Annotated in this window: 18 protein-coding genes, 1 other RNA gene and 4 pseudogenes; 14 read left to right on the top strand and 9 right to left on the bottom strand. The window is 45.3% G+C overall.

What is annotated here, in order from left to right:
• Positions 1-18: 18 nt before the first annotated feature.
• Both AAC853_RS06910 and AAC853_RS06905 read right to left on the bottom strand, forming a co-directional pair.
• Entirely contained in the window at positions 19-615 is a 597-nt protein-coding gene (locus AAC853_RS06910; protein WP_340614049.1) for a GNAT family N-acetyltransferase, read from the bottom strand.
• Positions 616-772: 157 nt separating this feature from the next.
• On the bottom strand, positions 773-1,981 hold the full coding sequence (locus AAC853_RS06905) for an RNA-guided endonuclease InsQ/TnpB family protein (protein ID WP_340614048.1): 1,209 nt from the start codon (positions 1,979-1,981) through the stop codon (positions 773-775).
• A gap of 22 nt (positions 1,982-2,003) precedes the next feature.
• On the opposite strand from AAC853_RS06905, the gene tnpA reads away from it, so the two are divergent.
• Positions 2,004-2,420, top strand: a complete 417-nt coding sequence (tnpA, locus tag AAC853_RS06900; RefSeq protein WP_338885602.1) for an IS200/IS605 family transposase — start codon at positions 2,004-2,006, stop codon at positions 2,418-2,420.
• A gap of 232 nt (positions 2,421-2,652) precedes the next feature.
• Positions 2,653-4,674, top strand: a complete 2,022-nt coding sequence (locus tag AAC853_RS06895; RefSeq protein WP_340614047.1) for an oxidoreductase — start codon at positions 2,653-2,655, stop codon at positions 4,672-4,674.
• 77 nt (positions 4,675-4,751) lie between these two features.
• On the opposite strand, the gene sstT is transcribed toward AAC853_RS06895, so the two are convergent.
• Positions 4,752-5,996, bottom strand: a complete 1,245-nt coding sequence (gene sstT / locus AAC853_RS06890; RefSeq protein ID WP_340614046.1) for a serine/threonine transporter SstT — start codon at positions 5,994-5,996, stop codon at positions 4,752-4,754.
• Positions 5,997-6,632: 636 nt separating this feature from the next.
• Between sstT and AAC853_RS06885 the strand changes: the two genes are divergently transcribed.
• From AAC853_RS06885 to AAC853_RS06865, 5 genes are all read left to right on the top strand, one after another.
• Positions 6,633-7,301, top strand: coding sequence for a DedA family protein (locus AAC853_RS06885; RefSeq protein ID WP_340614045.1), 669 nt, complete (start codon positions 6,633-6,635; stop codon positions 7,299-7,301).
• Between the two features lie 181 nt (positions 7,302-7,482).
• Entirely contained in the window at positions 7,483-7,788 is a 306-nt protein-coding gene (locus AAC853_RS06880; protein ID WP_338884270.1) for an ElaB/YgaM/YqjD family protein, read from the top strand.
• Position 7,789: 1 nt separating this feature from the next.
• Entirely contained in the window at positions 7,790-8,191 is a 402-nt protein-coding gene (locus AAC853_RS06875; RefSeq protein ID WP_338884268.1) for a phage holin family protein, read from the top strand.
• The gene (locus AAC853_RS06870; protein ID WP_338884266.1) at positions 8,184-8,477 is read left to right on the top strand and encodes a YqjK-like family protein; all 294 of its coding nucleotides are present in this window, start codon (positions 8,184-8,186) and stop codon (positions 8,475-8,477) included. The genes AAC853_RS06875 and AAC853_RS06870 overlap by 8 nt, the downstream gene beginning before the upstream one ends.
• Before the next feature lie 191 nt (positions 8,478-8,668).
• Positions 8,669-9,064, top strand: coding sequence for a DoxX family protein (locus AAC853_RS06865; RefSeq protein WP_338884265.1), 396 nt, complete (start codon positions 8,669-8,671; stop codon positions 9,062-9,064).
• An 89-nt stretch (positions 9,065-9,153) separates the two neighbouring features.
• Here the strand turns inward: AAC853_RS06865 and AAC853_RS06860 are convergent, their stop codons facing one another.
• On the bottom strand, positions 9,154-10,050 hold the full coding sequence (locus AAC853_RS06860) for a LysR family transcriptional regulator (protein WP_338884263.1): 897 nt from the start codon (positions 10,048-10,050) through the stop codon (positions 9,154-9,156).
• 112 nt (positions 10,051-10,162) lie between these two features.
• Here AAC853_RS06860 and AAC853_RS06855 point away from each other — a divergent pair.
• A pseudogene (locus AAC853_RS06855) lies at positions 10,163-10,859 on the top strand (pirin family protein).
• Positions 10,860-10,916: 57 nt separating this feature from the next.
• On the opposite strand, the gene rnpB reads toward AAC853_RS06855, so the two are convergent.
• Both rnpB and rsmI read right to left on the bottom strand, forming a co-directional pair.
• Positions 10,917-11,288: RNase P RNA component class A (gene rnpB / locus AAC853_RS06850), an RNA gene on the bottom strand.
• A 42-nt stretch (positions 11,289-11,330) separates the two neighbouring features.
• Complete coding sequence (gene rsmI, locus AAC853_RS06845) at positions 11,331-12,221, bottom strand: 16S rRNA (cytidine(1402)-2'-O)-methyltransferase (protein ID WP_338884261.1); 891 nt, start codon at positions 12,219-12,221, stop codon at positions 11,331-11,333.
• A gap of 63 nt (positions 12,222-12,284) precedes the next feature.
• Between rsmI and AAC853_RS06840 the strand changes: the two genes are divergently transcribed.
• Genes AAC853_RS06840 through dolP form a run of 4 tightly spaced genes read left to right on the top strand, consistent with a single transcriptional unit; the run spans position 12,285 to position 15,722 of the window.
• Entirely contained in the window at positions 12,285-14,078 is a 1,794-nt protein-coding gene (locus AAC853_RS06840) for a penicillin-binding protein activator (RefSeq protein ID WP_340614043.1), read from the top strand.
• Positions 14,079-14,113: 35 nt separating this feature from the next.
• Positions 14,114-14,497: a YraN family protein gene (locus AAC853_RS06835; protein WP_340614042.1), complete on the top strand. Its 384-nt coding sequence runs from the start codon at positions 14,114-14,116 to the stop codon at positions 14,495-14,497.
• 47 nt (positions 14,498-14,544) lie between these two features.
• Complete coding sequence (gene diaA, locus AAC853_RS06830; RefSeq protein WP_340614041.1) at positions 14,545-15,135, top strand: DnaA initiator-associating protein DiaA; 591 nt, start codon at positions 14,545-14,547, stop codon at positions 15,133-15,135.
• Between the two features lie 11 nt (positions 15,136-15,146).
• Positions 15,147-15,722, top strand: coding sequence for a division/outer membrane stress-associated lipid-binding lipoprotein (gene dolP / locus AAC853_RS06825; RefSeq protein ID WP_340614040.1), 576 nt, complete (start codon positions 15,147-15,149; stop codon positions 15,720-15,722).
• Between the two features lie 21 nt (positions 15,723-15,743).
• On the opposite strand, the pseudogene mtgA reads toward dolP, so the two are convergent.
• The 3 pseudogenes from mtgA to arcB form a co-directional block, all read right to left on the bottom strand.
• Positions 15,744-16,282 (bottom strand): annotated as a pseudogene (gene mtgA, locus AAC853_RS06820) (monofunctional biosynthetic peptidoglycan transglycosylase).
• A gap of 217 nt (positions 16,283-16,499) precedes the next feature.
• Positions 16,500-17,152: pseudogene (gene elbB / locus AAC853_RS06815) on the bottom strand (isoprenoid biosynthesis glyoxalase ElbB).
• Between the two features lie 145 nt (positions 17,153-17,297).
• Positions 17,298-19,728, bottom strand: a pseudogene (arcB, locus tag AAC853_RS06810) (aerobic respiration two-component sensor histidine kinase ArcB).
• 665 nt (positions 19,729-20,393) lie between these two features.
• Here arcB and gltB point away from each other — a divergent pair.
• Together gltB and AAC853_RS06800 are read left to right on the top strand one after the other, a co-directional pair.
• The gene (gene gltB, locus AAC853_RS06805; RefSeq protein ID WP_340614039.1) at positions 20,394-24,851 is read left to right on the top strand and encodes a glutamate synthase large subunit; all 4,458 of its coding nucleotides are present in this window, start codon (positions 20,394-20,396) and stop codon (positions 24,849-24,851) included.
• Positions 24,852-24,861: 10 nt separating this feature from the next.
• Positions 24,862-26,280: a glutamate synthase small subunit gene (locus tag AAC853_RS06800; RefSeq protein ID WP_340614038.1), complete on the top strand. Its 1,419-nt coding sequence runs from the start codon at positions 24,862-24,864 to the stop codon at positions 26,278-26,280.
• The last annotated feature ends 144 nt before the right edge of the window (positions 26,281-26,424 follow it).

The raw sequence follows: 26,424 nt of genomic DNA, 5'->3' as shown, positions 1-26,424 counted from the left end.
AAAATATCAATTAGACACTCAACGTGGCTTCGTCATTAACCATGTAAGATGCGTTTTAATGGCGGGCCATTCATTGAACAGAATACTATAAACGCAAGTATCCCTTATTGAACCATCTTTGGCTCGCAGGTGATGACGCAAAATCCCGTCCAATTTTGCGCCCAATCGTTCAATCGCCTTACGGCTTTGATGGTTTAAAAAATGGGTACGGAGTTCCACTGCAACACATCCCAGTTCCTCAAATGCATACTGCAACAGTAAAAACTTTGCTTCCGTATTAATCGATGTGCGTTGGACAGAATGTGCATACCATGTAGAACCAATTTCCAATCTGGGAATATTCCCATCAATATTCATATAAGTTGTCATGCCAACTGCCATCCCCGTTGCGTTATTGATGACAGCAAAAGGTAACATACTACCCCTGCCATGCAGGGTTAAACGACGTTCAATTTCCGCCTGGACATTTGCAGGATCAGGCACACTGGCATACCACAGTTTATGTAACTGTCCATCCTCAATAGCACGAACAAATTCATCATGCCTGTCATGTGATAAAGGTATTAAAGTCACACTTTTTCCGGTTAACGTCACCCAATCTGTTATTTTTCCCATAACTCCATTTCTCCCCACTTATTTCTATTACTTCTGTTTCCTAGCAAGCCTTAATTATTCGTCATTCCGTAAGAATATATTCACAGTATGCACCGTTAAAAACATGTGACAATCTTTACATCCTCCCCGCCCTAAAGGACGGGGATTCCTACAGCGTTCAGACCGAAGCCTGACTCACCTCGGTGGGTTCCTGCTTCAACGGGCGGTCTGGCTGCACCATCCCTCCACAGGCAAGCACGGCATGTCCTGCCGCTAAAATATTACGTGCGGCGTTTACATCCGCGTTCGCGGTGTAGCCGCATACCTGACACACGAATTGACTTTGCGTCTGACGGTTTTCTTTCGCCGTATGACCACAGCAGGCACACCGCTGGCTGGTGTATGCCGGCGGTATCGCCACTACCTGACCACCGCGCCAGAGCTGCTTGTACTCAAGCTGACGGCGCATTTCATGCCAGCCTTGATCCCGTATCGAGCGGTTCAAGCCTGATTTGCCTCTGACGTTTCTTCCGTGCTTCTCTGCCGTGCCTTTTGCCGATGTCGACATGTTACTGACCTTCAAGTCTTCAATGACGATCATCGCGTGGTTTTTGCTGATTTCACGGGTGACTTTGTGAAGGTAGTCGCACCGGATATTGGCAATGTGTGAGTGCAAACACTGGATTTTCCGTTTTTGTTTCTGCCAGTTTGCGCTGAATTTTACTTTGCGACTCAACTGCCGCTGGAGTGTTGCCAGCTTACGTTGGTTTGCTTTGAAGCTGCTTACTGGCTGATATACCGTGCCATCTGAAAGCGTGGCAAGTTTTGTTACTCCGGCATCCAGTCCGACCATTGATTCTGCATTGTGAGCAGGGTCAGTCACTTCGTATTCAGTCTGGATACTGACGTACCATTTGCCGCATGACTGGCTGACCGTGACGTTTTTCACTTCGCCAATGACTTCACGGCTGTTGCGATAACGTATCCACCCTAACTTTGGCAACGAGATTCGACTGTTGGGCTGATCGAGCTTCACGCCCTGCGGGTAGCGGAATGAGTCATGTTGACCACGTTTTTTGAAGCGGGGGAATGCAGCCCGCTTCTGGAAGAAATTTTTGTAGCCGCGCTCCAGATCTTTCAGTGACTGCTGCAACGGTTGCGAGGGAGATTCTTTCAGCCATTGTGTTTCAGGTACGGATTCCCACTCAATCAGCCATGAAGCCATTTTGGTGTAGGGGAGATATTTATTCCCTGCTTCATGGTTCTCATTCTGGAGTGCCAGTGCACGGTTAAAAACGAAGCGACAAGCCCCTGCGAAGCGTCGCATATCGCGCTCCTGCTGACCATTTGGTCTTAACTGGAATTTGAAGGCTTGAAGTCGTTTCATGACTATCATTATACTTTGGTCTATGACAAAAGAAACTGATAGTCGACGCGGAAGACACGGTGTTTTCCTGATGCACGTCCACTTGGTATTCGTCGCCAAGTATCGACGAAAGATATTCGATCTTGATGCCATCGAAAAGCTACGCAGCTACTTTAGCAGCGTATGTGCTGATTTTGGTGTTGAACTGGTTGAAATGGACGGCGAATACGACCACGTGCATTTGCTGATCAACTCCCCGCCAAAGCTCGCAGTATCGAATCTGGTCAACAGTCTTAAAGGCGTTTCCAGCAGGCTGCTTCGGCGTGACCGTCCAGATATTGCTCTACGCTATTACTACAAAGGCGTTCTGTGGACACCGAGCTATTTTGCAAGTAGTTGCGGAGGTGCGCCGATCTCGATCATCCGGCAATACATCGAGCAGCAGAAAACACCAGGTTAGTCGGAAAACCGCGCCTGATAAATAAGAGGAATTTCTCGCCTCAATAGATTTTCATTAAGGGACGATTGAAGCTCTATTTCATGATATTTGTCACAATCAATTAACAAAGTGGTTCCAATAATGCCGGAACTGTCTACATTTAATCATCATCTCATCCGACCACTTAGCTGTTTAGCTTCATACAGAAAACAATAATATTTCTTGAGCTACCAAATATTTGATGGAGAATGCAATGAGCAATTACCCTCACCTGCTTACACCGCTGGATTTGGGCTTTACCACATTAAAAAACCGTGTGTTGATGGGTTCAATGCACACGGGGCTTGAAGAACATCCCAACGGTGCCCAACGTTTGGCCCAATTTTATGCAGAACGGGCAGCGGGAGGCGTCGCACTGATTGTAACCGGCGGTATCGCACCAAACCCACAGGGCGTTGTTGCGGCAGGCGCAAGTGTCCTGAATAGTGAAACTCACCTGCCTCACCACAAAATTATTACAGAAGCGGTACATCAGGCAGGAGGAAAAATTGCTTTACAAATCCTGCATGCCGGACGCTACAGCTATCAGAAAAATTCCGTTGCACCTTCCGCCATTCAAGCCCCGATTAACCCCTTTATGCCGAAAGAAATGTCTGAGAATGACATTTGGCAGACAATCAAGGATTTTGCCTACTGTGCCCAACTGGCACAACAAGCCGGCTATGATGGCGTGGAAATCATGGGTTCAGAAGGTTATCTCATCAATCAGTTTCTGGTCACACACACCAATCATCGACAGGATAAATGGGGTGGAACTTTCGAAAATCGCATGCGCTTTGCACTAGAAATTGTCAAAGCGGTTCGCGCTATCACGGGGGAGCGTTTTATCATCATCTATCGCCTTTCTATGCTGGATTTAGTCGAAGATGGCTCCAATTGGCAAGAGATCGAACAACTGGCACAGGAAATTGAAAAAGCAGGAGCATCCATTATCAATACCGGCATCGGCTGGCATGAAGCCCGTATCCCAACGATTGCCACAATGGTGCCCAGAGCCGGCTTTAGCTGGGTTACGCAAAAGTTGATGGGGAAAGTCAACATCCCTTTAATTACAACCAATCGCATCAACAATCCCCAAGTTGCCGAACAAGTTCTCAGTGAAGGCTGTGCCGATATGGTTTCGATGGCGCGTCCGTTTCTTGCTGATGCTGAATTTGTATTGAAAACCGAACAGGATCGTGCTGATGAAATCAATACCTGCATAGGCTGTAACCAAGCCTGTCTGGATAGGATCTTTGTCGGCAAGCTGACGTCTTGTCTGGTCAATCCGCGTGCCTGCCATGAAACGGAATTTATTGCCACTCCTGTCATAGCCCCCAAAACCATCGCTGTTATCGGTGCCGGACCGGCGGGATTATCCTTTGCTGTCACAGCGGCCAACCGAGGACACCATGTCACGCTGTTTGAACGAGAAAACCAAATCGGCGGGCAGTTTAATATCGCCAAACAGATCCCTGGCAAAGAAGAATTCCAGGAAACTTTACGCTATTTCGAGCGCCAATTAGCCTTGAACGGTGTCGAAGTACACCTTAACCATACTGCAACTACCGACCAACTTTCATCATTTGATGAAGTTATTATCGCGACAGGGATCATGCCACGCATCCCCAATATCGATGGTATTGAACATGAAAAGGTACTGACTTACCTTGATGTATTGAAACATAAACGGCCAGTCGGAAAACGTGTCGCCATTATCGGTGCGGGAGGCATTGGTTTTGATACCGCAGAGTATCTGAGTCAAAGCGGACAAAGCACTAGTTTGAGCAACTATGCTTTTAGCCATGAGTGGGGAATTGATCGGACAATTACGCATAGGGGAGGATTACGGCCAGAAGGTGCGCAGGTCGAACATTCCCCGCGTAAAATTTATCTGCTGCAACGCAAGGATACCAAGGTCGGGGATGGCTTAGGAAAAACCACAGGTTGGGTGCATAAAACCAGCCTGTTAATGCGGGGTGTAACCATGTTAAACAGTGTTCAATACTTGAAGATTGATGATCAAGGGCTGCATATCCGTCGTGGCGATGAACAACAATGCCTGGAAGTAGATAATGTGATTATTTGCGCAGGACAGGAACCTTTAAAAGCACTCCATCAACCATTACAAGCAATGGGAAAAAGTGTGCATATCATTGGTGGAGCAGATATTGCCGCCGAATTAGATGCGCGCAGGGCAATCGCTCAAGGAGTTCAATTGGCGCTTAAAGTATAACGTACGGCCTAAAAGCAATAACGGTGATAATTTATGCCAAACCCATTATCACCGTTTTATTCCCGCTATTCTTACAATTAACGCTGCGCCAGCCGATTCGCCGCAATACGAGACTCTTCAGCCTGGCAAGCGGCGGCGGTAAACAGCACATCGGTGGAAGAATTCAGGCCCGTCTCAGCGGAATCCTGCAATACCCCAATAATAAAGCCCACAGCAACAACCTGCATGGCTATTTCATTGGGAATACCAAACATACTACACGCCAGAGGGATCAATAATAATGAGCCACCAGCAACCCCTGATGATCCACATGCGGCAATGACAGAAACGACACTCAATAATATCGCGTTAGGAATGTCCACCACCATACCTAGTGTATTCGCCGCCGCCAGTGTCAATACAGTAATCGTGACTGCCGCGCCCGCCATATTAATGGTAGCCCCCAAGGGAATGGAAACGGAGTAAGTATCCTCATCAAGATTCATACGGCGGCACATTGCCATATTCACCGGAATATTGGCGGCTGAACTACGAGTAAAGAACGCCATTACGCCACTTTCACGCAAGCAAGCAAATACCAGGGGATAAGGGTTGCGGCGGATTTTCCAGAAAACAATCAATGGATTGACAACCAGTGCAACGACAATCATGCAACCAATCAACACGGTTAACAGATGAGCATAGCCGAACAAGGTTCCAAAACCTGTCGTCGCAATCGTTGAGGAAACCAAGCCGAAAATACCGATAGGTGCCAGACGGATAATAACACGCACAAGCTGTGTCACTGCGCCTGACAGGTCTTGAATCAATGCCTTAGTTGATTCGTTGGCATGACGTAAAGCAATCCCCAAACCGATTGACCACGCCAGGATCCCAACGTAGTTCCCTTTTAATATTGCATCAATCGGGTTAGCGACAATATTGAGCAGCAACCCCCTTAACACTTCAACGATATTTGAAGGAGGTGACACATGAGTATCATTCGTCACCAAAGCCAACGTTGACGGGAACAACAAACTGCCAATGACAGCCACAACAGCAGCGCAGAATGTCCCTATCAGATACAAGATCAAAATGGGGCGAATATTACTTTTCTGGCCTATTTTATGGTTGGCTATCGAAGACATAACCAATACCCACACCAGGACAGGAGCCACCGCTTTCAACGCCCCTACAAACAGCGTTCCTAGCAATCCAACTGACTTAGCCGCGGAAGGCACCAGCCATGCCAGTAATATTCCCAGTATTAACCCAACGAGGATTTGTTTTACCAAGCTTCCTTGTGCAATAAATTGCACAAAGTGTGTTTGTTGTTTTTTCATAGCCTATCCATTATCCATCAAGAACGACAAAGAATAACTCATTGCAATATACAGAGAACCCAATAATTGATAACAATTCAGTTACATTTGTGTGATCTAAACTGCAATTTTCTCATCCAATACATTCTGAATGTATTCATGATATAATAGATAACACGACAAGAAATAAAAAATTAATCTATAAATTCAACTAATTACTAAAAAACACTTTCAATAATAAGCGCAGATTATTTCTCGAAAATGAATAGCATGGAGAGATTACTTTCCACTATTAATCAAAGTGCAAGCGTGAAATTAACTGACAAGAGATATAAATTTAGCCTATCCACATGAAAAATGACTCGTTAATGATATTTAATAAAATTTCATCTATCGATTAATTAATTGAGATATCTAAATGAATTAATTTTCACATTTAGGTAAATGTTCAATTGAGCAACAAAATTTCCTGTCTCGATACTGTTGATTTTGTTAAAGTGTGCCAGTCGATCTTTATACCATCTTGAAGGGATTTCGAGATCATTTTATGACAACTGATATTAATTACTTTTGACTGCAAAGTATTTGATAGAAATTAACCATAAATGCACCATAAAAGTAAGATGTAATCCTTAATCCGTATTTTAGGAACATTTGATGGAAATTGTAACAGACCTTATTTATGCACTCTGGCACCAAGATTACGAAACATTGGCTAATCCGTCGTTGGTATGGACAATCTACATACTGCTATTTACCATCCTGTTTCTGGAAAATGGGATATTACCTGCGGCTTTTTTACCGGGTGATAGTCTGCTCATATTAGTCGGTGTTTTAATTGCAAAAGAGGCCATGAGTTTTCCTGTAACTTTAGTCATTCTCACCACCGGCGCCAGCCTCGGTTGCTGGCTCGGATATCTTCAGGGAAGGTGGCTTGGCAATACAAAATTAGTTCAGGGCTGGCTGTCACATCTTCCTGCACATTATCATCAACGCGCACATAACTTATTCCATCGTCATGGCTTATCTGCCTTATTGGTAGGTCGTTTTCTCGCTTTTATCAGGACATTACTGCCAACACTGGCAGGCCTTGCTGGGCTAAAAAGTGGACGATTTCAAATATTCAATTGGCTTAGCGGATTCTTGTGGGTCATTATTCTAACAACACTGGGTTATGCCCTTGGGAAAAGCCCTCTATTTCGCCAGTATGAAGAATATCTGATGAATTTTTTGGTACTGTTACCTGTAGGTCTATTGCTCATTGGCTTAATTGGCAGCCTAACTGTCATTTGGCGCAAAAAGCGCGCTAATAAATCTCTAACATAACTTTTTTCCTCTAGTGACCCTGTGGTATGACTGCGAAAATACCACAGGATATCGCCCTTTTCGTTCCTTTAAGGTTAATTTGCAATATATTGTGATAATTTTTCATCTATTCATACTTTCATCTCTTGATAAAAGCGTCTATGTTTGAAATTCATCCATCGTATATTTAAGGAGACAGGCAATGCCACAAAAGAAAAGCTCTGAAGATCTACGTGCTGAATTACAATCTCTTGCTGATACGCTAGAAGAAGTCCTCAATAGCTCCGGCGATAATTCAAAAGCGGAACTGGAAAAACTACGCAGCAAGGCAGAAAGAACGCTGAAAAACGCGCGTACTACGCTCAGTGAAGCGAGTGATAGACTGGTAGGTCAAACCAAAGAAATTGCAGGTCATGCGGATAGTTATGTCCGTGAGAATCCATGGGCCGGTGTCGGTATAGGTGCAGCAATTGGCGTTGTATTAGGAGTTCTGCTTTCAAGGCGCTGATATGACCCAATCCTCTCACCCAAAAGGCCCAGGAAAAGGGCTCTTTGATACTGTACGGCGAGTAGCAGCCATTGCTGTTCATATAATTGAAACTCGTATCCAACTCGTTGCTGTTGAGCTGGAAGAGGGAACGGCAACACTGGTACAACTGCTACTGCTGGTAGGATTGACATTACTATTTACGGGCTTTGGCCTGATGTGCCTATTGGCACTAATATTCTGGGCCATCGATCCAGCCTACCGAACAACGGCAATAGCTATCACTGCCGGAATATTACTGCTCCTCGCCGTAGTTAGTGCAATATGGACGCTAAAAAAGGCGCGAAAACTGACCTTTCTTAACGCAACTCGAACACAATTGCATGTTGATCGCAAAATGCTGGAGGATGATCCTCATGAATAAATCGAGGTATCGCCAACGGAGTTTGCGAAAACAGCAGCTACTAAAAGAGATCCAGCAACAACGACAGTTACTAGCGACTTATAGCCAAAACTGGCTTGAAGTGACACAACCCTATGATAAAGGCTGGCAAACTCTCATGGCTTTCAAGCCTTATATCGCCATTGGATCTGGCCTTGCCCTGCTTTATGGACTCCGCCATCCCAAGCAGCTTTATCACTGGTCACGTCGTATAATCAACATCTTCGGGATCATTAAAATCGTACGAAACACACTATACAAAAATTAATACCAACAAATTCTTTCAAAAAAACTGCATGAAATAGTTAGTATTCCTTACTATCAACCAATAATACCTCTCCGTAGAATACTTCCCATCAGATAATGACTAACAAATCGTACTATTCAGTCCGTTTTTTAACCATAAAAGCTAAACAGATAGTTCATTTATCGCGATCTGCGGTATTTGTGGAGACAATCATGAAAAAATTTGAAGATAGTGGCCTGTTGATTGCCCGTATTTTAATATCCATTCTTTTCATTATCGCAGGATATGGAAAACTAGGTAATGCCTATGCAGGAACGCAGGAATTTATGGAAGCCATGAAGGTGCCAGGCATTCTATTACCACTGACTATCTTACTTGAACTAGGGGGCGGGCTTGCTATGATGCTCGGCCTGTTGACCCGCACCACGGCGGTATTTACATTTATTTTCTGTATCCTGACCGCGCTCCTGTTCCATAGCGATTTTTCAAATGACCTGAACCTGACTATGTTCCTGAAAAACGTCTCCATCAGCGCAGGCTACCTGCTACTGGCTATGATGGGACCAGGAAGATTCAGTATTGACCATGTAATGAAGAAAAATTGGTAATCAAAGAAAAACAGATCATTTCCCGTTTTTTTATAGCCCCTTCCTGTGTACTCGCAGCAAGGGGTTCTATGATATTCGCTACATTCTTTTTATTTCTTTGCAAATAACTTAGGGATTTCACGCAAGCACCAGGATTTGGCTTCGCCCATACTATCACGCCGCCATGCCATGATAATGTTGGTTTCGTGGCTGTATTCCGAGCCAATAACCCGCAAACGACCTTCAGCAATATCTTGCTCTACCATAGGGTATGGCATGGTTGCCACACCTAATCCAGACAAAAGCGCCCGACGTTTATCTTCCAGTGAACTCACGGTCAAACGCGGCTGTTTATCCAATAATTTAACCGTCAACACCGGACGCTCTCTTGCCGTATCCGCGACAGCTATTCCACGATATTTCACCCGTGTAGCATCAGACAAGGGTTCGGGTTCATGATGAATAGGGTGATCTGCACTGGCAACATAGACATTGTTAACAGAATAAAGTGCCCGCGAATTCACTTCGGCTGACGCCCTGAAATGCAGATCAGGTGCAATCACAATATCAGCATATCCTGTTTCCAGACGTTCCCAAGCGCCTGCTAATACTTCTGTCATTAACGAAAGCTGCGTATTCGATTTAGCCGCCAATTTATCCACAAGAGGAAACAACGATGCCATTGGGAACAACGCTTCACACACAATAGTCAGATGGGTTTCCCAACCACGGGCGAGTGCTTCTGCATCTGCTGCCAATTTATCTGCCGCTTCAAGTAACAACCGCCCTCGTTCCAGTAGCATCCGGCCAACATTAGTAAATTTTGTGCGGTGGCCAGAGCGATCAAACAGCACAACGTCCAATTCCTCTTCCAATTTCTGCATGGTGTAACTCAGCGCAGAAGGGACCCGACCCAACTCATCCGCTGCCGCAGCAAAACTTCCCCTTCGGTCTATCGCATCCATTACCCGCAAGGATTCCAAAGTAAGCGCACGTTCTTTACCCATATTTTTCTCAATCAGGAATTTTGAATATAGCCACCAGATTAACTGGCTAACATTTCAACGTCCAGATAATTAAGATCGACGGTCATAGATCTATAGTTGAAGAGATAACAGCATGATAACAATGAGAACAGAAAATCAATGCGGAAAAGCCGATTATGGCTGGTTACAGGCTCGCTATACTTTTTCATTTGGTCACTATTTTGACCCAAAATTTTTGAACTATAGGACGTTGCGCGTTCTTAATCAGGAAGTTTTGGCACCGAAAGCCGAGTTCCAACCCAAATCTTACCCACATGTTGATGTCCTGAATATTATCCTGCAAGGAGAAGCCCAATATCGAGACAGTGAAGGGACTAACTTTCATGCACGCCAGGGAGATTGTCTGCTATTTTCTGCGCGTCGAGGGATCCGTTACAGTGAGCACAATACCAGTGACACGCGCCCATTAACACGGCTACAACTCTGGCTCAATGCCTGTCCTCAGCAAGAAGCACGGCCATTACAGCATATCACTCTGCCAAACCAACCGCTTACCTTACTGGCCTCTCCTACGTCGGAAAATCACAGTATGCATCTGCGCCAACAAGTATGGATAAGCTATCTCGTGCTTAAACCCCATGACAGCCAAATTTTGTCTTTACGCGGCAAACATGCTTACCTGCAATCTATCAGTGGCAATGCAATCATCATGGCAACCAAAGCAGGGATTTAAAGATTAACTGTGGGGATGGTGTATTATTCAGGAAGAGCAAAGTGCTGTTACAAGCGGAGACGCCATTTCGCGGCTGCTGATTGATTTGGCTGACTGATAATTTCTTATTTATAAAGAAAAAGCCCTATAAAGCATCTGCTTTATAGGGCAAAATCTGTGAAGTTGACCGATAAGCCGGGTTCTGTCTTGGACAGCCATTCATCTAGGCCAGCACTTGCGCACTGGCTCAAGCAACCTACCCGGGTTCGGTACGGGCCGTACCATGCGAACCCCTATTTGGTCTTGCTCCGGGTGGAGTTTACCGTGCCACGAACTGTTGCCAGTCGCGCGGTGCGCTCTTACCGCACCCTTTCACCCTTACCTGATCCCAAACAAAGCTGGCCATCGGCGGTTTGCTCTCTGTTGCACTGGTCGTAGGCTTTCACCTCCCAGACGTTATCTGGCACCCTGCCCTGTGGAGCCCGGACTTTCCTCCCCTTTACTTCTCCCGAAAGAGCGGTAAAGCAGCGACTGTCTGGTCAACTCCGGCGCGGATTATAAGAGGTTTAATACCCAATGTATAGGGTTTTCACGCGTCTTCTTCAATTTGTCCCAAGGCCGTGTTTTGATCGAGCGAATAACGATACAAGGCATTTTTCTTCACACCGTGGATCTCTGCCGTCAATGCCGCCGCCTTTTTCAATGGCAGCTCTTTTTGCAACAATGCCAGTGTCCGCAAGGCTTCCTGTGGTAGGCTATCCTCGGCGGGCTTCTGATACCCTTCCACAATTAGAACCATTTCTCCGCGGCGACGAGTTTCATCTTCCTTGACCCATGCCAGAAGCTCACCTGCGGGCATTCCTTGAATCGATTCCCACGTTTTGGTTAATTCTCGTGCCAACACGATATAGCGATCGGCTCCCCACACTTTCACAATATCTTCTAAACTGTCCAACAAACGATGTGTCGATTCGTAGAAAATCAGCGTACGCGGCTCTTGCGCTAATTCACGCAGAGTATCTTGGCGTCCCTTACTTTTAGCCGGCAAGAAGCCTTCATAACAAAAACGATCTGAAGGCAAGCCAGCAGCAGACAGTGCTGTAATAGCCGCACAAGGACCAGGTAGTGGAACCACATTGATACCAGCTTCACGACAACGGCGAACCAGGTGATAACCCGGATCGTTAATCAACGGCGTACCCGCATCAGATACCAATGCGATGCTCGCGCCTTGCTCGAGTTTCGTAAGCAATTGATCTGCTTTTTGCTGTTCATTATGATCGTGAAGTGCGAACATGCGCGCATTAATGGCAAAATGTTGAAGCAACAAGCCAGTGTGTCGCGTATCTTCGGCTGCAATCAGATCGACATGTTTAAGAACTTCAAGTGCACGCTGAGTAATATCCCCCAGATTTCCAATAGGGGTTGGCACAACATATAGCGTGGATGTCGTAACCACTGCTCGATTGGTTTGATTCATTGTTTCATCCGAATGACCGATTTAAAATTGAGCATCTTTGAAAAAAACATCGCTGGATACAGTATGCTTCCCTCAATTTTTGTGCGTTTAAAAACTGGATTAATTTATACAGTATTGCTGTCAACTATGATTATTGCAGGATGTACCATGCCCGAACGGCAAGGGCAACCAACTTCTAAGCCTCAAGATAAGATCAGCGCAGAGATCAATCGCTACCAGGCCATTATTGACGCAGCACACAATCAACCATCTTTAGACGTTATCCGTGCTTACATTGCATTGGGATCTTACGCAACAGATGAAGCTGCCCGCCAGAAAAATCTTGATGAGACCTGGCAATTATTGACTCAACTTTCCCCACAGCAAATGAGTGAATTGGTCATTAATGCCAATGAGTATACATTGCAGGGCTGGCTTGATTTACTCAGTACTTATCAGACCAACAAACAGGATCCTGATAAACTGCGGCTTGCTATTCACGATTGGCAAATCCGTTATCCAAACAACCCCGCTGCACACTGTTTACCCACACCCCTGCAACACATGTTGCAAGAAACTGAAAACAGCCATGCCACAATTGGGTTATTTCTGCCTTTGAGCGGCCAGGCCACAATATTTGGTGACGCCATCCGCCAGGGTTTCCTTGATGCTCAAAAAGGCTTGCCAAAGCCATCGTTGCCAGAATCACCATTGCCAACAAATGCTACCGATCCAAATGGTATTATTAACGCCGAAGAACCCTCTACCAACCTTGAAAATGCCAACACGGCAAATTCAGGGAATGCTGATACCACCACAATTGAATCAGAAATGGGGGCGATTAATGATATACCTACCAATGATCAGACCGTAAAAATCTATGATACCAACAGCCAGCCTCTTACCGAACTGCTGGAACAGGCTAAAAAAGATGGTGTCACTCTGGTGGTTGGGCCATTACTGAAGCCCAATGTGGAACAATTAGCTCAAATTGAAACGCCACTGAATATTCTGGCGCTCAATGAACTCGATATGCCACAAAAACGGCCGAATATTTGTTATTTCTCACTCTCTCCTGAAGATGAGGCGAAAAATGCCGCCATGCATATCTGGCAACAGCAAAAGCGCAGCCCTTTGGTGTTGATACCTCGTACTGACTTAGGCACGCGAGTTGCACAAGCCTTTGCACAAGAGTGGCAAAAACTGGGAGGTCAGACGGTATTACAACAATCTTTTGGTACGCCGGCAGAAATGAAGCAATCCATGAACCGTGGAATTGGCATTCGTTTGTCGGGTACGCCGGTTATTTCCACTAATCTGGCCACAGATCCTGTCGATGCCGTTTATATCGTTGCGACAGCAAACGAACTGACAATGATCAAGCCCATGCTCGATATGGCAATCAGCTCCCGTAAAAAACCAGCACTTTATGCCAGTTCACGTAGTAATAAAGCCGGTTCAGGCCCTGACTTCCGCCTGGAAATGGATGGCATGCAGTTTAGTGACATCCCACTGCTGACAGGTATAAATGTGCCGTTAATGCAGCAAGCAGCCAAGAAATTCACCAATGATTATTCCCTGATGCGCCTTTATGCAATGGGCATTGATGCATGGTCACTGGCTAACCAATTTACGCAAATGCAGCAAGAGGTGGGATTTCATCTGAGTGGTGCTTCAGGGGAACTTTCCGTGATGGATAACTGCACTATTTTGCGTCAATTACCTTGGATGCAATTCAATAATGGTCGCATAATCCTTGAAAATACCAACACTACCGAAAATACCAATAGCACGGAAGGTATCGATAATGCAGAAAATACCCATAACATAGAAAGCATCGATAGCACTGATCAGGGAGATCATCCCAGAATTGAATAATTTTCTGTGATTAAAGGTATCGTGGTCATTTCAGGATGAAAAAACCAACAGGCAATCACTACGCGCTGGGGCGCCATTATGAACATCAGGCTAAACTGTTTTTACAAAAACAAGGGCTTGTCTTTGTTGCTGAGAATGTAAAAATTCGCGGCGGGGAAATCGACCTCATCATGCGTGACAGGCATACATGGATATTCGTTGAAGTTCGTTTCCGCCGAAATGCACAATATGGTGGCGCCATTGCTACAATTACCCAAAGTAAGCGCAGAAAGCTCTTGTATACGGCTGCTGTCTGGCTGTCCCAACGCAATGAATGTCTGGAAACGGCATCATGCCGCTTCGATGTTTGTGCAATAACAGGACAGAAATTTGAATGGCTGAAAAATGCCTTTACCCTGAATGAGAGCCTATTTCAATAGATTCTCAATTTTCTCGCTAAATAATTCCAATATACATAGGTCATAACGTGCTGGATAGAATTAAAGTCTGTTTTACAGAAAGTATTCAAACTCAGATCGCAGCAGCAGAAGCATTACCCGACGCAATATCACGCGCTGCGATGATGATGGTTCAATCACTGCTGAGTGGCAACAAAATTCTTTGCTGTGGTAACGGTGGATCAGCCGCAACGGCACAGCGTTTTACTGCCAGCATGATCAATCGGTTTGAAACAGATCGACCAAGCCTGCCAGCCCTGTCGTTGAATACTGATAATGTGGTGATCACCGCTATCGCCAACAGCAAACAACCTGACGAAATTTACGCCAAACAAGTCAGGGCGCTAGGACAAGCAGGAGACGTCCTGCTTGCTATTTCTACACATGGAAACAGTCGGGATATTATCAAAGCGGTAGAAGCGGCTGTCACACGTGATATGACCATCGTTGCCCTGACGGGTTACGATGGCGGTGAAGTGGCGGGCTTACTGGGTCCCCAGGATGTTGAGATACGTATCCCCTCACATCACAGCGTCAGGATCCAAGAAGTTCATATGTTGACAATCAACTGTCTGTGCGACTTAATCGACAACACGTTATTCCCTCATCAGGATGAATAAGGAGCCAACTCATGCGGCTATTTTCTCTATTACTGGCCTGTTTCTGTGCAATGCTATTACAAGGATGTATTGGTGCCGCCGTCGTAGGTTCCGCTGCAATTGCCACAAAAGCCGGTTCAGATCCACGAACCATTGGGCAACAAGTTGACGATACCACGCTGGAAGCCCGTGTCAGCAATGCTATCAGCAAGGATCCACAAATTAAGGCACAAGCCCGTGTGTCCGTGACTGTGTATCAAGGCAAGGTTCTTTTAACCGGACAAAGCCCCAATATGGCCCTGGCTGAACGGGCAAAACAGATTGCGGCAAAGGTTGAAGGCACCAACGTGGTATATAACGAGCTCCGTCAAGCCAATCCCGTAACATTGGCGACGGCCTCCACTGATACCTGGTTGACGACCAAAGTGCGCTCCCAAATTTTAACCAGTGATACGGTGAAATCATCCAGCATCAAAGTAGTGACAGAGGATGGTGAAGTCTTTTTGTTTGGCATCGTTACGCAACAAGAGGGGACTGCTGCTGCGAAAATCGCCAGCGAAACTAGCGGCGTAAAACGTGTAACAACAGCATTTACCTACCTCAATTGAAAACCATCAAGGCGGCATTAATCAATGCCGCCTAGCCTCACAGCCGGTATTCAACTCCCACCCCAACTTATTTTGCTTTAGGTAATTCACTCCTCCCATTAACTGCATTTGCCGCAAAATCCATTGCTGGCGTTGCAATACGTATTTGGAAGGTGCATTCACTTTATAACGATGAGGATTTGGTAATACAGCAGCAAGCAATGCAGATTCAGTCGCTGTCAATCGGCAGGCAGGCTTGCCAAAGTAATGTTGAGCCGCTTCCTCGACACCAAAAATGCCATTGCCAAATTCAGCAATATTGAGATAGACCGTTAAAATACGTTTCTTTGACCAAAGTAATTCCAATACGGCAGTCATCCCCGCTTCTAATCCCTTTCTTACCCAACTACGCCCTTCCCATAAAAATAAATTTTTGGCTGTTTGCTGGGAAATTGTCGACGCTCCCGAATTCTCTTCTGATTTTTTTTGTTATATGCCATAGCAATTTCGATAGCATCAAAATCAAATCCCCAATGTTTTGGGAATTTTTGATCTTCCGCTGCAATCACGGCTAACGTCATATAAGGTGAAATTTGATTCTGATCCACCCATGAAGAATGAGAAACATAAGATAAATTAATTGATATTAAAGCAACAATTTGTCTCTCTATCATCATCATAGAAAACGGCACTGGTAAAAAGGAAAAGGCAATTACAGCAATAAACCATAAAACCGTGATCGACACGACAATTCTTTTCAGCCAGCGCCACAATATTGAAAAAGGATCCTTCATCTGATTACTCAATCATTTCCAATATTTTCCTAACCAATTTATCAATTCCTTTTTCTGCTTGCGCCAAAGATTCAGCCAGCATATAAGCTGGCGTTGTTACAATTTTATTTTCAAAATCAATGACAATGTCATCAACTGGGCACTCAACATGTACCCCTCCCATCCTCTCTATTTGAGCCGCAGTTTCTGGATCATTGCCAATGGTGACTTTTATCGGTTTGCCTAATATTTTAGGTACCATAACAGGGGCAATGCACATGAACCCCATCGGTTTACCTTGCTGGTGCATATTTTGCACTATTCTTAATAATTCTTTATTTATTTTGCAATCTGACCCTTCGAAGGCGAAATTACATAAATTCTTGGCTGCACCAAAACCACCAGGAATAATTAATGCATTCAACTCATCAATATTAACTTTGGATAAAGGCTGTATATTTCCCCGTGTTATGCGGGCGGACTCTTCCATTATATGGCGGCCTTCTTGTTTCTCCTCCCCGTTAAGATGATTAATAACATGATGTTGCATCTTATCTGGCGAAAAAAAGACACTTCAGCACCAAGACGGCTTAAAGAGAGCATAGTAAGAACTGATTCGTGAATTTCACTTCCATCGTACACCCCACATCCACTTAATATAACGGCAACAGATTTCATATTCCTCTCCATTTGTAGTAGATTAATGCTTAACCCCTTAGAGGGTTAAACACCAATCTTCATCACAGATTTTAATGAATCTTGTAACAAAAAATCTTATCTTTGCTATGTTGGTACTTGTATTCTGTGTGAAAGAATTCTTTAATTACTCGCATCGAAAATAAACCTTAGATAAGCGGGTAAACAAGTTTCCCTGGTGTTGGCGCAGTATTAGCGCACCCCAACTTAGGTTGGGGTTATTTTTTTGTAACGCTTGATAACCAATTTCTTAATATTTCTATATCTCGCTTCCATTCCACCTTTAACTCATCCACCCATTCCTGAACATTATCCCACCACGCAGGTAAATCCGGTGACTGGATCTGCTGAGCCAATTGCTGCAAATGGCGTAATCCGACTGAACCCGCCGCACCTTTGATTTTATGTGCCTCTTCTGTAATGCCTTTTTGATCTCTGGCGGTCATATTGGAGTCCAGCAAAGCAAGATAATTTGGCATCATGGTTTCAAAAATAACCAGGTTGTCAGTGATCATTTTTGGCCCAACCAATTCGATATATTGGTTAAGCATCTCCGTATCCAGTCGTTCTTCATCCAGATTCACACGATCAACTTCAACTAAGGTGTTGTCAGATTCAGACTGACCCCAATATTTTTCTATCACAGCAATCAACGCCTTGACAGACAACGGTTTATTGAGCACATCATCCATACCTGCATCCAGGTATTCTTTTTTATCCTTTAATACATTAGCTGTCAGCGCGATCAAAGGCGGCAAGGATTGGGAGGAGTAACGCTGGTGCAATTGACGGGCGATATCCAGCCCCGTCATGTCCGGTAATTGGATATCCAGTAACACCAAGTCATATTCATCAGGATCAAACATTGCTAGTGCATCATGACCATTCATAGCAACATCCACACTGTTCCCCAATTTCTCCAGAACAGAACGGGCTACAATGACGTTCAATTCAATATCTTCTACCAGTAAGATGTTAAGAGCCGGTAATGGCATAGTATCTTGTTCAGCCTTCCCTTCCGGGCATTCATCAATGGCTGGCGCAACAACAGACAAAGTAAAGCAAGAACCTTTGCCTGGCATACTTTTTACCACAATGTCCCCTCCCATACTTTGGGCAAGGCGCTTCGAAACAGCAAGACCAATCCCCGTGCCGGTTGCAGGCCGCCCACCAGCGCTGTCCCTGACTTGGTAATACATGGCGAAGATTTTTTCCAGTTCGTCCGAAGGAATACCAATGCCGGAATCTGTCACCTCAAAGAATAGGCGTTCCTCTTCTTCTTCACGCCAGATGCGAACTTTAATTTCCCCTTCAGGCGTAAATTTCACGGCATTACTAATCAGATTCCACAAAATTTGCCGCAAACGGGTTCCATCAGTCAGCACTTTTGCTGGTAGTGGCAACTCTGGCTCCAAAACAAATTTAATCCCCTTTGGTTGCGCCAATAAACCTGAAATGTTCTCTAAATCTGTCATGAAACCAGTGAAATCAATCTGTTGGTTATCAAGCTGAATTTTTCGGCGTTCCATTTTATCTAACTCGATAATATCATTGAAAATATTACCCAAAGTAATGGCGCTGACATGGATTGTTTCCAGGTACTTACATTGCTCCGGTGTTAAGTCGGTATCCATCAGGATGCGACTCAAGCCCACAATGCCATTTAAAGGCGTACGAAGCTCATGGCTAATTGTAGAGATAAAAGTCGTCTTATCCCTGCTGGCGTTCTCTAATGCGTCCTGATAGCGTTTACGCTCTGTGATATCGCGCCCAAATCCCATTAATCCGTGTCGCTTACCAACGCGATCATAAAAAGGCACTTTCCTGAGTTCAAAACAGGCTTTGCGTCCATCGGGGTAAACTAACCATTGCTCATAGGTCAGGGATACATTGTGGCGAAAGACTTTTTCATCGGTTTCCATCACTTTGCTGGCAATTTCTTTATCGTAAACATCTGTCGGCGTCAGGCCGATGAGCTGTTTTTCGCTTTTGCCCGTCAGTAATTCCATCGCTCGATTACAACCGGAAAATTCATTATCTTCATTGCGGTAATAAACCAGATCCGGGGAGGCATCCAGAAATGAACGCAATAGTACCGATTGCTGCTCAAGCTCAATCTGGGTTTTTTCACGCTGTTCCATTTCCAATTTGAGTTTATCCAATAAAACCAAATGGGCTTTTTCCGCCTTCTCCCTGTCGCTGATCTCTTGGTTTAATTGGTCGATGTTCGCTTTGAGTTGTAAGTTTAATTTCGCATCACGCTGACGCATTTCTTCAAGTTTTGCGACCAGACTTGATAAACGCTGGCGAGATTCTTCGAGTTGTTCTACTACGATGGAGAGAAAATAAACCGCCCAGGGGGTAATTAACAAACCAAAAAAAATAGAGCGAATTAAATCAATACCCTGTACTTCTCCATGCAGGACAAATGTCACTGCCATCTGCATTGCCATCGCAAGAACCACTAAAGCTGATGCAAGTAATATAGAAAAACGCACCAACCCCAGCTTCATCATCAAATCAACATAATATTGGGCAAGCCCTCGAATCAGCTTCATAACAACTCCCAGTAAAATCTTTTCCAGTAAGGTTACTAGATTGAATCATAACGTAAAAAAAACCAACTTCCTTACTGGATATTATCCAAAACCCCTACATGGAATAAAAATGAAAATAATTAGAATAATTATGCATTAAAATCTTATCACTCTCTTTTTGATTGAAAAGCAACCAATCAATTTCTCTTACAATTTAAAAAATACACAATATAAATCTTAACTATCTAAAAAAGTCAGAGAAATACACCAAAAAAAATGTATTTAAAAGCATATCCCAAATAGATAATGCGGTGATTTTAGTGATATAACTCACATCATTTAAGAGGAATGATCTTCGTCACAAAATACAAAAATCCGAACTTTACTCATAAAAATCAACAAAATAGATAAAAAATATCAACAAAAAACGTGATTTAACACGATTTGACCAACTCTGTTTTTACCGTTAAGTTGGGAATTCACCGAAAATCACCTGCCAGAGGCTCCTCTGGCTCATATTTATGCAGTGATAGATAACAGAACAACATTTTGATTCACCGCTTGTTAATTCCAATAAAACAAGTGGCGTTTTACCGAGGGCGCAAATTAGACGTCTGTAGAAAAATATATATCGACACCCTCTCGCGAGTAATGTGAGAGCCGGACAGAACTTGGGGAGCTTTACAATGTTGTATGACAAATTGCAGGAAAAAGATAACTGTGGCTTTGGATTAATCGCACATATTGAAGGAGAACCAAGCCACAAAGTGGTGCGCACGGCCATACACGCACTGGCTCGGATGCAACACAGGGGTGCAATTCTGGCAGATGGAAAAACGGGTGATGGCTGTGGTTTGTTAATGCAAAAACCTGACCGTTTCTTTCAAATGATCGCCAGTGAACAATCATGGCGGCTCGCTAAAAATTATGCAGTCGGCATGTTGTTTCTAAGCCAGGATGCCAAAATCGCCCAATTATGTCGTGATATTATCGAACAGGAATTACAACACGAAACCCTATCCATTGTGGGTTGGCGGGAAGTTCCTATCAATCGCGATATCTTAGGTGATATTGCCTTATCAAGCCTTCCTCGTATTGAGCAAGTTTTTATCAACGCACCCGCCGGATGGCGAGCGCAAGATCTGGAACGCCGCCTGTTCGTTTCCCGGCGCCGCATAGAAAAACGTATCACCGATAATGACTTTTATATTTGCAGCCTGTCCAATTTGGTCACGATTTATAAAGGATTGTGCATGGCTGCGGATTTACCACGTTTCTACCCTGATTTAGCTGACCTGCGCATGGAGTCTGCCATCTGTTTATTCCATCAGCGCTTTTCAACCAATACCATTCCCCGTTGGCCGTTGGCACAACCCTTTCGCTATCTGGCTCATAATGGGGAAATCAATACCATTACGGGAAACCGTGAATGGGCTAAAGCCAGGGCCTATAAATTCCGCACGCCTCTGATCCCAGATTTACATACTGCAGCTCCTTTTGTTAATGAAACCGGCTCCGATTCCAGTTCACTGGACAACATGCTGGAACTGTTTCTCAATGGCGGTATGGATTTAATCCGCGCAATGCGGTTGCTCGTTCCACCGGCATGGCAGAATAACCCTGATATGGATGATGATCTGCGTGCATTCTTCGATTTTAACTCCATGCACATGGAACCTTGGGATGGACCAGCCGGCATTGTGATTTCCGATGGACGTTATGCCGCCTGTAATTTGGATCGCAATGGCTTACGCCCTGCCCGTTATGTGATTACCAAAGATAAGCTGATTACCTGCGCTTCTGAAGTGGGTATTTGGGATTACCAACCCGATGAAGTCGTCGAGAAAGGCCGTGTCGGGCCAGGCGAGCTAATGGTTATCGATACCTATGAAGGGCGTATTCTTCACTCAGCGGAAACTGACAATGATCTAAAAAGCCGCCACCCTTATAAAGAATGGCTAGAAAAGAACGTCAAGCCTTTGATTCCGTTTGAAGAGCTGCCAGAAACACAAGTCGGGCAGCGCGGGTTAGATGACCGCCTGTTGGCAACTTATCACAAGCAGTTTGCCTACAGTAATGAGGAGTTGGATCAAGTTATCCGTACCCTCGGTGAAAATGCCCAAGAAGCAACGGGTTCAATGGGCGATGATACACCGTTTGCCGTGCTTTCCAGCCGCCCGCGCATTATCTATGACTATTTTCGCCAGCAATTTGCCCAGGTGACCAATCCTCCCATCGATCCATTACGTGAAGCCCATGTGATGTCTCTGGCTACCCGCATCGGGCGAGAAATGAATGTCTTTTGTGAAGCGGAAGGGCAGGCTCATCGGTTGTGCTTTCAATCGCCCGTCCTGCTCTATTCTGATTTCGTACAACTAACAACACGGCAGGAACCCTATTATCGCGCTGATACATTGGATTTGACCTTCAATCCACAGGAAATCTCCCTAAAACAAGCGGTCTTAACTTTATGTAAAAGAGCCGAGGAACTCGCCCGCAATGGTGCTGTATTATTGGTGCTATCCGATCGCAATATTGCACCAGAAAGAATTCCCATCCCCGCACCAATGGCTGTCGGTGCTATCCAACACTGCCTGGTTGAGAAAAACCTGCGCTGTGATACCAACTTGATTGTAGAAACCGCCAGTGCGCGTGATCCGCATCATTTTGCGGTATTGATGGGGTTTGGCGCTACCGCTGTTTACCCTTATCTGGCCTATGAATCACTGGGCAAAATGGTGGATGATGGCACAATCAATGCGCCATATGCCCGCGTGATGCTTAATTATCGCAATGGCATCAATAAAGGGCTGTATAAGATTATGTCCAAAATGGGCATCTCCACCATTTCCTCTTATCGCTGCTCTAAGTTGTTCGAAGCCGTTGGTTTGCACCAGGATGTAACAGCGATCTGCTTCAATGGTGTTGTCAGCCGGATTGGGGGAGCGGATTTCAGCGATTTTGAACAAGATCTGCGTAATCTTGCCAAACGGGCATGGTTGCATCGCCACCCCATCGATCAAGGGGGGCTACTGAAATATGTCCATAATGGGGAGTATCACGCTTATAACCCCGATGTTGTCAAAACATTGCAAGCCGCTGTTCACAGTGGCAATTACAGTGATTACCTGAAATATTCCGAACTGGTCAATAGGCGCCCCATCACCACTTTGCGGGATCTGCTCGCCCTTGCGCCTAAAGATGAACCTATCAGCATTGAAGAGGTTGAACCCGCAGAAGCACTGTTCAAACGTTTTGATACCGCAGCCATGTCAATTGGTGCACTCAGCCCAGAGGCCCATGAAGCGCTGGCAGAAGCAATGAATACGTTAGGCGGCTTTTCCAACTCTGGCGAAGGTGGCGAAGATCCCGCCCGTTATCGTACCAAGAAAGTTTCTCGCATCAAGCAAGTTGCTTCCGGCCGATTTGGCGTTACACCCGCGTACTTAGCCAGTGCCGATGTGATCCAGATAAAAGTCGCCCAAGGGGCAAAACCCGGGGAAGGAGGTCAACTGCCGGGAGATAAGGTCACGCCTTATATTGCCAAATTGCGCTACTCCGTTCCCGGCGTTACCCTGATTTCTCCGCCTCCACATCACGACATTTATTCAATCGAAGATCTGGCTCAATTGATTTTCGATCTTAAGCAGGTGAATCCTCAAGCGCTGATCTCCGTCAAACTGGTTTCAGAGCCTGGTGTAGGAACCATTGCCACCGGTGTCGCCAAGGCCTATGCCGACCTGATCACCATCGCCGGTTATGACGGCGGAACAGGTGCCAGCCCACTCTCTTCGGTCAAATACGCGGGTTGCCCGTGGGAATTGGGGCTGGTGGAAACCCAACAAGCGCTGGTCGCCAATGGATTACGCCATAAAATCCGCCTTCAAGTTGATGGGGGGTTAAAAACAGGAATGGATATCATCAAAGCGGCGATTTTAGGCGCAGAAAGTTTCGGTTTCGGCACTGGCCCAATGGTTGCTCTTGGCTGTAAGTATTTGCGCATCTGTCACTTAAATAACTGTGCGACGGGTGTCGCTACACAAGATGAAAAATTACGCCAATCGCATTATCACGGCTTGCCAGAAAGAGTCATTCACTATTTCCATTTTATTGCGCAAGAAACGCGTGAATTGATGGCGCAATTAGGGGTGAAAAGACTGACCGATTTGATTGGACGCACAGATTTACTGGAAATACTTGAGGGAATTTCTGCCAAGCAAAGCAAGCTCAATCTCGAACCATTGCTGGAAACGGTGGAACCTCATACCGGCAAAGCGCAGCATTGCACAGAAGGGAATCCACCTTTTGACCAAGGTACGCTGAATAAATTGATCGTCGCCCAGGCTATGCCTTATGTAGAAAACGCACAAAGCAAGACGTTCTATTTTGATATCCAAAATACCGACCGCTCTGTTGGTGCCGCTCTCTCCGGTGAGATTGCCGCTCGGTATGGCGATCAAGGGCGCGCTGCCGATCCGATCAAACTACATTTCAATGGAACAGCCGGGCAAAGTTTTGGCGTCTGGAATGCTGCCGGTGTCGAGCTGACGTTAATCGGTGATGCCAATGATTATGTTGGCAAGGGTATGGCTGGCGGCTGTATTACCATCCTTCCTCCTGCCGGCTCCGCATTTAAAAGTCACGAAGCCACTATTATCGGCAATACCTGCCTTTATGGGGCAACAGGTGGGAAACTTTTTGCTGCCGGACGCGCCGGTGAACGCTTCGCAGTACGTAATTCAGGTGCCATCACCGTTATTGAGGGGATCGGCGACAATGGCTGTGAATATATGACTGGCGGGATCGTCTGTGTCTTGGGCAGCACGGGCGTAAATTTTGGTGCAGGTATGACGGGTGGATTTGCTTACGTCCTTGATGAATTTGATGACTTCCGCAAACGCGTCAATCCAGAACTGGTAGAAGTTCTCTCAATGGATACGCTTGCCATTCATAAAGAACATCTGCGGGGATTAATCACCGAACATGTCCGTCTGACAAACTCTCAACACGGTGAAAGCCTATTGGAAAATTGGTCTCAATGGGTCAATAAGTTTGCTTTGGTTAAACCTAAATCCAGTGATGTCAGTGCGTTGTTGGGACACCGTAGCCGTTCTTCTGCCGAATTGCGAGTTCAGGCACAGTAAGGAGTTAAGAATGAGTCAGAATGTTTATCAATTTATCGACTTACAACGTGTCGATCCACCTAAGAAATTATTGAAAATCAGAAAAATAGAATTTGTTGAGATTTATGAACCCTTTTCTGAAATTCAGGCACAGGCACAAGCAGATCGTTGCCTCTCTTGTGGTAATCCATATTGTGAATGGAAATGTCCCGTACATAACTACATTCCAAATTGGCTGAAGCTTGCCAATGAAGGACGCATCATCGAAGCAGCGGAATTATCACACCAGACCAACAGCTTGCCAGAAGTCTGTGGTCGGGTCTGTCCGCAAGATCGCCTGTGTGAAGGCGCTTGTACCCTGAATGATGACTTCGGTGCTGTCACTATCGGCAACATTGAACGCTATATCAATGACACAGCTATCGCGATGGGTTGGAAACCGGATATGTCGCATGTCATCCCAACAGGTAAACGTGTTGCCGTGGTTGGGGCGGGGCCAGCAGGATTAGCTTGTGCAGATGTCCTGACACGTAATGGCGTACAAGTGGTGGTTTATGATCGCCATCCTGAAATTGGTGGTTTGCTCACATTTGGCATTCCCGCCTTTAAACTGGAAAAAGAGGTAATTATTCGCCGCCGTAAAATATTTTCCGAGATGGGGATTGAATTCCGTCTCAACACAGAAATAGGCCAAGATATCACTCTGTCTGAACTCACCAAAGAATTTGATGCCGTATTTCTTGGGGTGGGTACCTATCAATCCATCCGAGGTGGACTGGAGAACGAAAATGCTGACGGGGTCTATGACGCCTTACCCTTTTTAATTGCTAATACCCGTCATTTGATGGGTTACCCATCTCTGCCTGAGCAGCCTTATGTTGATATGAAGGGTAAACGTGTTCTGGTGCTGGGCGGCGGTGATACAGCAATGGACTGCGTCCGTACTTCGATTCGCCAGGGTGCGACCCATGTTATCTGCGCCTATCGGCGAGATGAGGAAAATATGCCTGGCTCCCGTCGTGAAGTAAAAAATGCGAAAGAAGAAGGTGCAGAATTTCGTTTTAACCTGCAACCCATTGGCATTGAGGTGAATGGTGCAGGACGGATTTGTGGTGTCAAGGTGGTGAAAACACAACTGAGTGCCCAGGATGAAAAAGGCCGTCGTCAGGCTGAGATTATTCAAGGCTCTGAGTTTTTGATAGAAGCCGATGCAGTGATCATGGCATTTGGTTTCAAGCCTCATGCTATGAACTGGCTGGATGAACATCAAGTCAAACTCGATCAAAAAGGCCGCATTATCGCGCCTGCATCCAGTGACCTACCTTTCCAAACCAGTCATCCTAAAATATTTGCAGGCGGGGACGCTGTACGAGGTTCTGACCTGGTAGTGACCGCTATTGATGAAGGCCGAAAAGCCGCTTTCGGTATCCTCGACTATCTTAAAGTCTAATATTCCATTCTTTTTTCTAATAATTTCTCCGATTTTTTAATCGGAGAAATTCCCTCACAATAAAAATGCCCTCATTTTTTTATTTTCTTTTACTACCAGATTACTTGTAATTTTGGGATTTATGCGACTATTCTTATATTCTAA

The organism is Xenorhabdus thailandensis (assembly GCF_037996785.1).
In the GTDB taxonomy this organism is placed as follows: domain Bacteria; phylum Pseudomonadota; class Gammaproteobacteria; order Enterobacterales; family Enterobacteriaceae; genus Xenorhabdus; species Xenorhabdus griffiniae.
The sequence above is the reverse complement of the archived record's forward strand: the minus strand, read 5'-3'. Positions and strand labels throughout refer to the sequence as shown.